The organism is Pseudonocardia broussonetiae, assembly GCF_013155125.1.
Taxonomy (GTDB): domain Bacteria; phylum Actinomycetota; class Actinomycetes; order Mycobacteriales; family Pseudonocardiaceae; genus Pseudonocardia; species Pseudonocardia broussonetiae.
The window spans coordinates 5,608,768-5,620,650 of the sequence record NZ_CP053564.1; the positions used below are offsets into that span (position 1 = coordinate 5,608,768).

An 11,883-nucleotide genomic window follows, 5' to 3' on the forward strand; every position below is an offset into this window, starting at 1 on the left:
ACGGGCTGACGGGCCTATGCTCGCGCCCGTGCTCACTGTCGCGGTGCTCGGGCGCGTCGAGGCCCACCACGATGGTGTCCCCGCGACGATCCCGGGCGGGCTGACCACCGAACTGCTGGTGCGCCTCGCCCTCGACGCGGGCCGCCCGGTGCGCGCCGAACGGCTGGTCGAGGATCTGTGGCCGGACGCGACCGGTGTCCGGCTCAACACCCTGCAGGCCAAGATCTCGCAGCTGCGCCGGGCCCTGGGCGCTCCGGCCTCGCTCACCTCTGGACCTGTCGGCTACACACTCGACGTCGCCCCCGGTGACGTGGACGCGCTGGAGGCGTTGCGACTCGCCGAGGCCGGCGCGACGCAGCTCGACGCGGGCGACCCGGCAGGCGCTCTGCACACCTGCCGCACGGGTCTCGCGCTCTTCGGCCCCGACGTCCTGCCCGGCGCGGGCGCCGCCGCATGGGTCCTCCCTCACCGCGCGCGGCTGGAGGAGGCCCGCGCGGGCCTGGTCGAGGACGAGCTCGCGGCACGGCTCGCGCTCGGCGCGGCCGGCGAGGTCATCGGCGAACTGGAGTCGTGCGTCGCGGCGAGTCCGCTGCGCGAGCGGCTGTGGTCGCTGCTGATCACGGCGCTCTACCGCGCGGGCCGGCAGGCTGATGCACTCGCCGCATACCGGCGGGTGACAGCGCTGTTGGCTGACCAGCTTGGTGTCGATCCCGGCCCCGGACTCCGCGGGTTGGAGCAGCAGGTGCTGACGCACGACCGGGCTCTCGCACCGGAGATCGCCGCCGGACGCCGCGGGAACCTCCCGGCACTGACCTCACCCCTCATCGGCCGCGCTACCGAGCTCGCCGCGCTGCTGGCGAACCTCGCCACCCACCGGCTCGTCACGCTGGTCGGCCCGGCCGGTGTGGGCAAGACACGCCTCGCCACCGAGGTCGCTCGCCGCAGCCTCGCCCCGGACGGTGCCTGGCTGGTGCGCCTGGAGGGGGTGGGTCACGCAGCCGAGCTGCCCTCGGCGCTCGTGGACGCGCTGCCGGGGACCGACGGGATCGCCGGGCTGCGCGGCGCCGAAGTCCTGGTGGTCCTCGACAACTGTGAGCACCTGGTGGAGCCGGTCGCCGAGCTCGTCACCACCGTGCTCGGCACCGCGCCCGCTGTTCGTGTGCTGGCGACCAGCCAGCGGGCGCTCGGGCTCGACGGTGAGGTCGTCGACGTAATCGGCCCGCTGCCCGAGGCCGACGCCGTTGCCCTGTTCGCACACCGCGCCACCCAACGCAGGCCGTCGTTCACGCTCACCGCCGAGACCGAGCCGGACGTGGCGCAGCTGTGCCGTGCACTCGAGTGCCTGCCCATCGCGATCGAGCTGGCCGCCGCCCGCGCCCGGATCCTGACGGTCCCCGACATCGCCCGTCGACTCGACGACCGCTTCACCCTGCTCGCCGACCCCACATCCGGCGGTCCCCATCGGCGGCGCACGCTCGCCGCCGCGCTGAGGTGGAGCTACGACCTGCTCTTCCCCGACGACCAGCGCGGCCTCTGGGCGCTCGCGCAGTTCCCCGCCGGAGCGACGATGGCGGGCGTCGAGCACGTGCTGGCCGCGCTCGGCGTGCCGGTCGGGTCGGCGCTCGACGTGGTGGAGCGCCTGGTCGACTGGTCTCTAGCGACCATCGACCCGGTTGACTTCGTCGGCGCAGCCGACCCGGACCGGACCGGGGCCATCCGCTACCGGCTGCTCGACAGTGTCCGGGCCTTCGCAGTCGACCGGGCGGCCGAGGCGGCAGCGGCCGATGTCGCTGCGGACGCCCTCCTGAGCTGGGTGGCCGGTCTCGCCGACGTCGTCGACGCGCACGTCCGGGGGCCGGGCCAGGCCGCGCGTGTGGCCGCCACCGCCGCCGAACGCGCGACGATCGACGCCGCGCTCGACCGCTCCCGCTTGCACGATCCCGCGACCGGCCTGCGGATCGCCGTCGGGTTCGGCTGGGCGTGGGTGCTGCTCGACGACGCGGCCGCCGCCGCCAGGTTGCGCGCCGCGCGCACCGCCGCGCCGGAGGCACCTCCGGATCTGCGCGTGTCCGCCCTGCTGCTGGAGAGTTGGCTCGAGGCCATGTCCGGTGACCTGGCACAGGCCCGGGCTGCGCTCGACGCCGCAACCGCCCTCATCGGGCCCGACACCCTGCTCGCCGACCTCACCCGCTGGCACGGGGCGTTCGTCCTGCTCCAGGAAGGCCGACCCGCCGACGCCCTCGCCGACCTGGAGTGCTCCCGTACCGCCTTCTCCTCCCGCGGCTGCACCTGGCACGAGGGTGCGAGCCTGCTGCTCGCGGCCTTCGCCCACCTCGCCCTCGGCGACACCACCGCCGGCCGGACCGCCTGCGAGGGCGCGATACGCCTCATCGCGCCGCTGGACGACACGTGGGGGCTGCTGCACGCCGAGGGCCTGCTCGGTGGGATCGCCCGGGCCGAGCACCGCTTCGCCGACGCCGCACGCCATCACGCGCACGCCGCCGAGTCCGCCGCCGCCCTGGGCTTCGGCGGCGCGACCGCGCTGCACCTGGCCAACCTCGGCCGGTCCCAGCACGACGCCGGCGACCCCGCCGCCGCGGGCACACTGCAGCGGGCGCTCACCGCTGCCGAGCAGGAGGGCGACCTGCGGCTGCTCGCCGAGACCCGCGTCTCCCCCGCCGAGGTCCTCCTGTTCACCGGCGACCGGGCCGCGGCACAGGACCTGCTGCTCGCCGCCGACCGCTGGTACACGGCCTCCGGGGGCGGCGACGGGGCGGCACTCGCCGCCCGCCTGCTGGCCACGCTGCGCGCCGAGAGCCCCGTCGTGGAGCCACCCGTAGGCAACGGGTGACCTGTGCTCAGGCGCCCGCGATGCGGCTCAGGAGGCTGCTCGCCACCGACCTCGGCGGCCCGGACATCGCCCGCCGGCTCATCGTGTCCCTGAACACCGTGCGCACCCACACCAGGAACATCCACGCCAAGCTCGGCGTGAACAACCGTCGGGCAGCGGTCCACCGGGCCGAGGAACTCGACCTGTTGTCGCGGACCCGCAACCGCTGACCCCGACCCGTCGTCGTCCCCGACCACGGGCGCGGCCACTCATCGTTTTGCGCGGCGCGACCTGGAACTGGTCGCACCTCGGATCGTCGGCGGCCTGCACCGAGATCAACGTCAGTCCCAGATCACGGATCCGGCCGAGCAGTCCGTGCAGCGCGGCCTGGTCGACGACGGGACCCCGCAACGTGGTCGTGCCGTCACTCTCGCGGGTGAGGGTCCAGCCGCCGAACCAGGCCGACCAGTGATCGTCGAGGTGTGCACTGATGCGCAGCTCGTAGCGAGCGGGCTCGTGGACCTTCGTGGACGGCTCGCTCATGACCGCTGCACGTACCTGGAGGGAGTGTGCATGTCATTGGCGGCGGTGCGCTGCTCACGCCAGAGTGAGAACCCGAGTCCAGCCAGCGCGACCCCGACCGGGACACCCGTCAGCCGATCAAGGACGTTCGGCAGCAGCGGCAGCAGGAGAGCGAGAGCCGTCCCGGCGGCGAGCAGCAGGGCGGCCCAGCGGGCGAGGATGCCGGCCCGGAAGAGCGCGACACCGAACAGCAGACCGCCGAACACGTAGGTCGCGCCCGTCAGCAGGTTGACAGTCACCAGGGCCCATACCTCGCCGACGATCACGCCACCGGTCGGGATCGCGAGGAAGTCGCTGACGAACTGCGGCGCCTGGTCGGCCAGGGACGGCAGGACGAAGGCCTCGACGAACTGGGAGCCGGTGATGAGCAGAAAGAACGACCCGAACAGGACGAACCCGATCAGGCCCAGCCGTCCGGTCTGCGTGACCTGCCGGAGGTACATCCCGGAGATCCCGACCAGGGCCAGACCGGCCATCGCCAGGCCCAGGATGTGGGTGACTCTCCACGCGGTCGTGGTGACGGTCGCGACGTCCTCGTAGGGCTGGACTACGTGAACGACGATGAACAGCAGGCCTGCCGCGACGGCGGACATGCCAGCCGCCCGTGTGAGCCTGGCGGCGGTGATGGGCGTGGACATGGTCTGCTCCTTGTCCTGGATCGGCCCCAGCTGCTGCTGGGTACGACCCCGAAACTAGGACCGAGCGTGATGAGGGGGCGTCATCACATGATGTGACTGACGTGGTGATCCTCAGGCCAAGCCGGGTGTAACGAGCTCTGAATCGACTTCGAGTCCCCTGGTAGCCAGGCTCTCCAGCTGTCCGGACACGACGCCGACCCGACGAATGATGACCGGAGGTGACCTCACATGCCCCACGTCTCCCGTCGTGGGGACAACATCTCCGCCGCCGCCGCGAACCTGCCGCCTGCTACCGGCCTGGACGGATCGAGGCACCGAACCGCGGCCGAGGTCGCGGTGGCGGCTGAGCCGCAGGCGGTACACCGGGTCGGATGGGGCTTCATCTCGCTGTACGCGCTGGCCTACATGGGCACCGGCCTGGTGTTCATCGCGCCCCTGCTGGTCACCCTGGCATTGAAGATCAACCTTCTCGTGGGGACCGACCAGGCGGCGAACAGCTTGGCGCTCGTCGCCGGGATCGGCTCCCTCGTGGCCATGTTCGCCAATACGGTCTTCGGCAGGATGAGCGACCGCACCTGGTCCCGTCTGGGCAGGCGGCGACCCTGGATGGTCATCGGGCTGGTGGGCGGTTCCCTCGGCATCCTCACCGTGGCGGTGGCACCGAACATCCCGGTCGTCCTCGCCGGATGGTGCGTCGCCCAGCTGTTCTTCAACGCACTGCTCGCCGCAATGGTGGCGGTGCTGCCCGACCAGGTCCCGCCCGCTCAACGCGGCCAGGTCTCGGGTGTCCTGGGTGTCTGCCTGCCCATCGCGTCGGTGAGCGGAACCTTCCTGGTCCAGCTGTTCACCGGCAACGAACTCGTCATGTTCCTGGCCCCGTGCGCGATCGGCGGGTTCTTCATCCTGCTGTTCGCGGCCACGCTGAAGGATCGCCGTCTTGCGCGGGCGGACGTGCCGACCTGGTCGCTGCGGGAACTCCTCGGCACGTTCTACGTCAATCCGCGGAAGAGCCCGGACTTCTCCTGGGCGTTCGCCAGCCGCTTCATGGTCATCCTGGCCTACGCTTTCCTGACCACGTTCCAGGCCTACTACCTGCTGGACCACATCGGCAGCGCCGACGGCGATGTGCCGCAACAGATATTCCTCGGAACACTCGTCCAGGCCGCCTTCCTGGTCACTGCTTCCCTCACCAGTGGCAGGATCTCCGACCTGACGGGTCGCCGGAAGGTCTTCGTGTGCACCGCGTCGATCGTGTACGGCCTCGCGATGTTCGCCATCGCCGTCGCCAGCACCTTCAACGGCTTCCTCGTCGGCATGGCCATCAGCGGACTCGGCTTCGGCATGTACATGGCCGTCGACATCGCGCTCGTCGCCGACGTCCTGCCGGACGAGGACAACGTCGCCAAGGATCTCGGCGTGTTCAACATCGCCGGTGCCCTCCCCTTCTCCATCGCGCCGGCGATCGCCCCGGCCATCCTGGCGATCGGCAACGGCAGCTACGGCGTGCTGTACGCGGTCGCCGGGATCTGCGCCACCATCGGGGCCCTCGCCATCCTGCCCGTGAAGGGTGTCCGGTGAACGGCGCGTCTGGCGCCGGCCGCGACGGATGCCGGTACACGACCCGGTCGTCCGACGATGAGGACCCCCGACAGCGTTCCTATGGCTCTCGATGTCGTGCGCTCCGGCCCGTCAAGTGGTCTGCCGTTGCGCCCAGACGAACATCAACGCGACGTTGACCACGACGACGACCACGAAGCCGGCCGCGAGCACCGGCCCGGCGGTAGCGGCGATCCCGGCGGTTGCTGCGGCGAACAGACCGAGCTCGACGAGCAGCCGAGCGGGATCGGCGAGTCGCCACGGCGCCCGGCCTTCCCTCGGAAGACCTCCCCGTGCGCCACTGGTCCCGGCAACGACGCCGAGTCGATGTCGGCGCACCACTCCGGCCATCGGGTGATGTCAGCCAGCAGGTCCCAGACGAGTTCCGGGGCGGCCGCGATCGCAATCGTTCCTGCCGCGGTGACCGGAGCGGATTCGTCGATATGCACAGTGGTCATCCTTCTTCTTGGTAGGTGTGAGCATCAGCTCGTACATGACGATCGGCACCGCGATGGCGGCGGCAAGGGTCGGGAGGACGGCCGAACGTCGCCTACTCAACTTCGGCGCTCATCACGAACCCGGGCCCGACGGTCAAGGGGATGACCAGCCAGATCACCCCGGGGACCCCAAGGTGGGCCCACTGCTGGGCGGTCGGGACTTCGTCGAACAGGGCGCTTTGCGCGTAGTCGAAGTCGACCCAGGGCTGCAGGTCGCGGAACCAGTCCTGCGAAGCGGCGAGGATGATGAACAGCGTCGGCAGCACGAATGAGTAGACGAAGTAGGCCACGAGCGCCCCGGCCGAGCCGCGGATCAGCAGGCGGTGAAGCTGACGTCGTCGACCGCGGTGAAGGCACCGTGATTCCTGGTGACCGACTCGACGGTGATCATGGCTCGAATTCTGGCCGGGACGTGGTCGGCTCGGGATCGGTCATCTCGTGCCCCTCATTTGATTGTCATGGGCGAGCGGAGAACTTCGTGACGCAGGTAACGGGGGCGCATTCGTCAGCGCCACGCGTCCCCGGGCGCCCTGACGTAGCGTCTCCAGACGTATCCCCACGGGATGACGACGAGGAGGATGACGACAAAGGAACAGCTGAACAGGAGGTCGCTGGTTGCGGCGTCCATATCGTCGGCGACCAGGTGAGGGAGAGCGACCGCAGCGAACCAGATCGCTTTGAAGACCACGTCGAGCAGGAGGATCGGCAGCATCCGGACGGGGTATCGCAGCCCGAGGAGTGCCAGGAGCGACATGCCCGTCAGCAGGCAGATGAGTGCCGCTTCCAGCGCCGGGAAAGATGGCGCGTCCTGGATGAGGATCGGCCACTTGACAATCGCCAGCCCCACTCCCATGAATGCGTAGCCGAAACGCATGACGTTCAGACGGCGCGTGGACAGCTCCTTATCGACAGCAGTTGTATCGCTGGTCCGGGCCGCGCTGGACGACCGCTGAGCCGCTTGCTGGACGCTCGCTCGGTCGGGTTCTCCCTGGACGGCAGTTACGATCTTGTCTCGTGAGCTCATGACCAGCTCCTTTCTTCAGTCATTGTGGGTGCGGATGTGGTCACCAGCGTCGTGCAGTCGCACTACGTGCGAGTCGCTGTGATCGCGGGCCAAGCATGGCTGCGGAAACGGTCCCGCACATCGGCGGGTGGAATAGAACCGCTTATCGGAAAGACGCTCTGCGCCCCGGTCGGCACCGTCTTTCGTCGGGGTCGCATGTGACTGTCGTCGGTGTCCTGCCCGCGGGCCGGGCTCTACGCTCGGGGCATGTCCGGGCCACGCAGGTTCTCAGCCGAGCGGCTGGTGCCGGCGTCGCTGCTGGCACCAGCCGATCCGGCCCGGTCGCACGCGACCGGTCCGCGGACCGGTCGCGACATGGCCCTCGACGCTGCCGGGTGCCTCCTCGCCGCCGCACTCGGGGCGCTCTTCATCATCCCGACACTGCGCGACAGCGCCGGCCTGTTGTCGACCCAGCAACCGGCCTGTTGTCGACCCAGCAACTGGTCGTCGACATCGCCTGCGGGTCCCTGGCCTGCCTCGCACTGTGGTCGCGGCGGCGCTGGCCACTCGGCGTTGCGCTGGTCTGTGCGGTGCTGGGGGCGCTCTCGATCTCCGCGACCCCCGCCGGGCTCCTCGCGCTGTTCTCCCTCGCTGTGCACCGCAGCGCCCGGCCGGCGCTGCTCGTCGCTGCGCTGTGGATCCCCGCTCTCCTGGTCTTCGCGGTCTACAGCCCGACGACCGACGCGCTCTCGGTGGTCCTGGTGGTCGCCCCCCTCGCGTTCGCGGCCACCGCGTGGGGAATGTTCGTCCGGGCCCGACGCCAGCTGCTCCTCACGCTGCGCGAGCGTGCCCTGCGCGCCGAGGCCGATCAGCGCCTGCACGCCAACCGGATCCGGATGGCCGAACGCACCCGGATCGCACGCGAGATGCACGACGTGCTCGCCCACCGGATCTCGCTGGTGGCGTTGCACGCGGGCGCGCTCGAGGTCCGGCCCGACCTGCCACCGGAGAAGGTGCGGGAGACCGCCGAGCTGCTGCGCTCGACCGCCTGCCAGGCACTCGAGGAGTTGGGTGCCGTGATCGGGGTGCTCCGCGAGGAGCCGGGGCAGGAGCCGGCGCCAGCAGCTCCGCAGCCGACTCTGTCGGACATTCCTCGCCTGGTCGAGGAGACTCGACGGGCCGGCGCGAAGATCGACCTCGAGATGTCCGTGGACCACCCCGATGCCGCGCCCAGCGCGCTGGGCCGCGACGCCTACCGCATCGTGCAGGAGGCGCTCACCAACATCCGCAAGCACGCCCGCGATACGGCGGTACGGGTGCGGATCACCGGTGCGGCGGATCGCGGCTTGCACGTCAGCGTGCGGAACCGCCTGCCCATCGACACGCATGCCGGACCGGCGCTGCCGGGTTCAGGTGCCGGCCTGCTCGGGCTGCAGGAACGGGTCACCCTCGCCGGCGGCACACTCGTGCACGGCCCGGACGGGTTGGGCGACTTCGTGGTGGAGGCCGAGCTGCGGTGGTGAACGTGCGTGTGCTGCTGGTCGACGACGACGCGCTGGTGCGCGCCGGCCTGCGCATGATCCTGTCCTCGGCCGCGGACCTGGAGCTCGTGGGCGAGGCGGACGACGGCGCCCGGGCAGTCGCCGCGGTGCGCGAGCACCGGCCAGACGTCGTGCTGATGGACATCCGCATGCCCGAGATGGACGGAATCGCCGCGACCGCCGCGCTGCGGCGGCTCGACGCACCGCCGCAGGTGATCGTGCTGACCACGTATCAAGCAGACGCTCAGGTGATGAGCGCGCTGCGTGCCGGTGCGAGCGGGTTCTTGCTCAAGCACACCCCGCCCGCGGAGATCGTGAACGCCGTGCGGCTGGTCGCCGCGGGCGAGGCGATGCTCTCGCCGTCGGTCACCCGCACGCTGCTCTCACATTTCGGCGATGCCCAGGCAAACGAGCGCCGGCGCGCCGCCGCGCAGCGGCTGGCCACGCTCACCGATCGCGAGCGTGAGGTGGCGGTCGCGGTCGGGTCCGGGGCCTCCAACGCGGAGGTGGCCGCCGCGCTGTTCATGAGCGAGGCGACGGTCAAGGCGCACGTGTCGCGCCTGTTCACCAAACTCGACGTCGCCAACCGCGTGCAGGTCGCGATGGTCGTGCACGACGCCGACCAGTCCTGACGCCCTTCACCACGGACTGCGGCCTGATGACCTTGCCCGATGGACGATCGAGCTGTCCACCGAAGCGCCGGACCGTCACCGTCCGGAGGCCGATGCCGGGCGCGGCGCCATGTTGTCGACCTCGGTCGCAACCGGCTCATCGGCCTCTCGCCGTCCGAGGTCGTCGAGATCGAAGTCGGCGTGCACGGTTCCGGTCGGCGCCGACGTCGTGCTCATCGAGCCATCCGAGCCACAGCAGCCCGTTGAGACACCTGGCTCGGCTGGGGCAGGAGCAGCGGCCAGGTCGGCGGGTGCTCTTGAGCTCAGGACGAGCCCCCCTCCATGGTTGGCTGTTGCTTGTCGGGTGCGCTGTGCTGGTCGGCGCCGGGGATGGTGACGATGACCTTCGCACGGGCGTGCTCGGTCTCGAGGTACCGGAGGGCATCGGCGCTGTGGTCGAGATCGAAGACCCGGTCGATGACCGGGGTGACCGATCCGGAGGCGACGAGCGCCGCGAGCTCTTCCAGGCGCTCGGTGGTCGGCTGTGCTTGCGGGATGACGATCCGCGGGCCTGGCAGGCGTGCCATGAGCTGGGCCCGGACCAGCAGTCCGAGCGGGCCGATCCAGCGGCCCTCACCGGAGACGCCGCCGCCGGAGAGCACCAAGGTGCCGGCGGGATGGACGAGCCGGCGGAGGTCACGCAGCGACCGGTTCCCGACGAGGTCGAGGACCATGTCGTAGCGGTCCGGTGCGGCGCAGAAGTCCTCGACGTTGTAGTCGATGACCGACTCGGCGCCCAGGGATCGAGCCAGGTCGGCGTTGCGGGTGCTGCACACGACGGTGACGTGCAGTCCCATCGTCTTGGCCAGCTGGATGGCGAACGTGCCGACTCCACCGGACGCGCCGTTGATCAGCAGACATGCTCCGGGGGGTGGGTCGCCTGCGCGCAGGCACATGAGCGCCGTGTTGGCGGCCAGGGGTAGCGCCGCGGCCTGTGGCAAGCTCGCGCCGGACGGGACCGGGGCCACGAGGTACTGGGAAGCCACGACGTACTGCGCGAGTGCGGCGTCGGCTTCTCCGAAGACCGGGGCACCGGGTTGCCAGCGGGTCACGCCGGCGCCCACGGCGTCCACGGTGCCGGCGAAGTCGGTTCCTCGGATGGCCACCCGCGGGGCGGTGCGCCCGAACACGGTGCGGTCCAGCAGACGCGCGAGGCGGGGTTCACCCCGCATGATGTGCCAGTCGCGGGCGTTGACCGAGGCGGCCGCGACCCGGACTCGTACCTGCCCGGGGCCTGGGTCGGGCGTTGGAACGGCTGCGACCTTGAGGACGTCCGGGGAGCCATACGTGTCCTGGACGAGGGCGCGCATCGTGGCCTCGGCCGCGCCCGTTGCGGCGACGTCGCCGAAGTGGACGCCACTGCGCGTGCCGATGTTGCCGTTGACGTCGGGGGTAGTGGACATGGTGGCTCCTTGGTCGGGTGCTTGCGGATCAAATCTGTCGGGGTGATCAGGTGGGTGGTGTAGCCGCAATGAAGGCGTGCACGGGCTTGCATCACGTCGTCGTCGACGAGGTCGGGCGTGTGGCGATGGCGGCACCGGCGGCGGTACCGCACTGGTTCGGCAGCACCGACCAGAAGACGGCGGGGATCTTGAGCATCTGGTGAACCACGTTCGTCGCGTCAGCCCCGAGGAGTGGCCTTGAGGGGCGTGACCGAAATGAGGGCGACGCCGAGGTCGCGCACGCGGGCGAGGAGCCCGTGGAGGGCCGCCTGGTCGAGTCCTGGGCTGCGTAGCGTGGTGGTGCCGTCGGTCTCGTGGTGCATGGTCAGCCCGGCGAAGGAGTCGTACCAGCGGTCGTCGAGGTGACCCTCCAGCCTGAGCTCGTAGCCGTTGACCCCATCGCGCGACGTGATCCGGCCGGTCATGGCAGCGGCACCTCGACCGGCGCCGCTGGGGAACCACGGCGGGGTCGTCTGCGGATCTGCCGCTCGGCGACCGCGAGATTGATCGCCCAGGCGGCGCCCAGGAGCAGCGCGGTCGTCAGGTCCCCGGTGCCGAAGATCACCCCGCCGAAGCCGAGGGTGAAGACCTGAGTGCCGGCGACGAGGCCGATCGCGTAGCTGCGGATCATCCACGCCCGATGACGGGCGAAGTCACGACGGCGGGCCGCAGTGAACCCGAGGACGATGGTGACCACCATCGCGACCCCGAACACCGTGCGGAGCGGGTACAGCACCTCACGCGCGGCGTCTGCCCGTGGGAAGAACTGGTTGAGCCACAGCGCCGTCAGCGCCACACCCAACCCGGCGACGACCAGAACCCGACCGGCTCTGCGGTGCCAGCCGGGTCGCCGCCGACGGAGGCGGGGCGAGAACTGGAAGGCACCCAGTACCGCGAACACGGTGGCACACACGATGTGGATCACGACAGGAAGTGGCGACGCGGCGTACCGGGCGTCGGATGGCATGGCCTCCGTTCCGCCGGCCAGTTCGACGAGGCGAAGGGAGCCGGCGATGACCGGGACCAGGCCGAGCGCCACCAGCGCGGCGGGAACCCACCAGCTCGACCTGTCCCGGGAGCCGG

13 protein-coding genes and 1 pseudogene are annotated in these 11,883 nt (G+C 70.7%); 5 read left to right on the top strand and 9 right to left on the bottom strand.

Annotated elements, in window-relative coordinates; all coding sequences use genetic code 11:
• The first annotated feature begins 28 nt into the window (after positions 1–28).
• Positions 29–2,851, top strand: a complete 2,823-nt coding sequence (locus tag HOP40_RS27175) for an AfsR/SARP family transcriptional regulator (RefSeq protein ID WP_172163826.1) — start codon at positions 29–31, stop codon at positions 2,849–2,851.
• Positions 2,852–2,871: 20 nt separating this feature from the next.
• Positions 2,872–3,060: a helix-turn-helix transcriptional regulator gene (locus HOP40_RS27180; RefSeq protein ID WP_172163829.1), complete on the top strand. Its 189-nt coding sequence runs from the start codon at positions 2,872–2,874 to the stop codon at positions 3,058–3,060.
• A 309-nt stretch (positions 3,061–3,369) separates the two neighbouring features.
• On the opposite strand, the gene HOP40_RS27185 is transcribed toward HOP40_RS27180, so the two are convergent.
• Positions 3,370–4,050 carry a hypothetical protein gene (locus HOP40_RS27185; protein ID WP_172163832.1) on the bottom strand — a complete coding sequence of 227 codons (681 nt, stop codon included), beginning with the start codon at positions 4,048–4,050 and terminating at the stop codon, positions 3,370–3,372.
• A 228-nt stretch (positions 4,051–4,278) separates the two neighbouring features.
• Here HOP40_RS27185 and HOP40_RS27190 point away from each other — a divergent pair, with 228 nt between their 5' ends.
• The gene (locus HOP40_RS27190; protein WP_172163835.1) at positions 4,279–5,628 is read left to right on the top strand and encodes an MFS transporter; all 1,350 of its coding nucleotides are present in this window, start codon (positions 4,279–4,281) and stop codon (positions 5,626–5,628) included.
• 111 nt (positions 5,629–5,739) lie between these two features.
• Here HOP40_RS27190 and HOP40_RS27195 read toward each other — a convergent pair whose 3' ends face one another.
• The 4 genes and pseudogenes from HOP40_RS27195 to HOP40_RS27210 form a co-directional block, all read right to left on the bottom strand.
• Positions 5,740–5,988 carry a DUF2568 domain-containing protein gene (locus tag HOP40_RS27195; RefSeq protein ID WP_476705429.1) on the bottom strand — a complete coding sequence of 83 codons (249 nt, stop codon included), beginning with the start codon at positions 5,986–5,988 and terminating at the stop codon, positions 5,740–5,742.
• A gap of 5 nt (positions 5,989–5,993) precedes the next feature.
• A pseudogene (locus tag HOP40_RS36860) lies at positions 5,994–6,104 on the bottom strand (hypothetical protein); the annotation flags it as partial.
• Positions 6,105–6,196: 92 nt separating this feature from the next.
• Positions 6,197–6,433 (bottom strand): hypothetical protein, encoded by a 237-nt coding sequence (locus tag HOP40_RS27205; RefSeq protein ID WP_172163841.1) that lies wholly within the window; start codon positions 6,431–6,433, stop codon positions 6,197–6,199.
• A gap of 215 nt (positions 6,434–6,648) precedes the next feature.
• A complete protein-coding gene (locus HOP40_RS27210; protein WP_205346938.1) occupies positions 6,649–7,167 on the bottom strand; it encodes a hypothetical protein in 519 nt (172 codons plus the stop codon).
• Between the two features lie 374 nt (positions 7,168–7,541).
• Here HOP40_RS27210 and HOP40_RS27215 point away from each other — a divergent pair, with 374 nt between their 5' ends.
• A complete protein-coding gene (locus HOP40_RS27215; RefSeq protein WP_172163844.1) occupies positions 7,542–8,669 on the top strand; it encodes a sensor histidine kinase in 1,128 nt (375 codons plus the stop codon).
• On the top strand, positions 8,663–9,319 hold the full coding sequence (locus HOP40_RS27220; RefSeq protein ID WP_172163847.1) for a response regulator transcription factor: 657 nt from the start codon (positions 8,663–8,665) through the stop codon (positions 9,317–9,319). Before HOP40_RS27215 ends, HOP40_RS27220 begins: the two co-directional genes overlap by 7 nt.
• A 75-nt stretch (positions 9,320–9,394) precedes the next feature.
• On the opposite strand, the gene HOP40_RS27225 is transcribed toward HOP40_RS27220, so the two are convergent.
• From HOP40_RS27225 to HOP40_RS27240, 4 genes are all read right to left on the bottom strand, one after another.
• The gene (locus tag HOP40_RS27225) at positions 9,395–9,535 is read right to left on the bottom strand and encodes a hypothetical protein (protein ID WP_172163850.1); all 141 of its coding nucleotides are present in this window, start codon (positions 9,533–9,535) and stop codon (positions 9,395–9,397) included.
• A gap of 86 nt (positions 9,536–9,621) precedes the next feature.
• Positions 9,622–10,668 carry an NAD(P)-dependent alcohol dehydrogenase gene (locus tag HOP40_RS27230; RefSeq protein ID WP_172163853.1) on the bottom strand — a complete coding sequence of 349 codons (1,047 nt, stop codon included), beginning with the start codon at positions 10,666–10,668 and terminating at the stop codon, positions 9,622–9,624.
• 311 nt (positions 10,669–10,979) lie between these two features.
• Complete coding sequence (locus tag HOP40_RS27235) at positions 10,980–11,225, bottom strand: hypothetical protein (RefSeq protein ID WP_172163856.1); 246 nt, start codon at positions 11,223–11,225, stop codon at positions 10,980–10,982.
• A complete protein-coding gene (locus HOP40_RS27240) occupies positions 11,222–11,839 on the bottom strand; it encodes a DUF2306 domain-containing protein (protein WP_240157300.1) in 618 nt (205 codons plus the stop codon). Before HOP40_RS27240 ends, HOP40_RS27235 begins: the two co-directional genes overlap by 4 nt.
• Positions 11,840–11,883 lie beyond the last annotated feature (44 nt).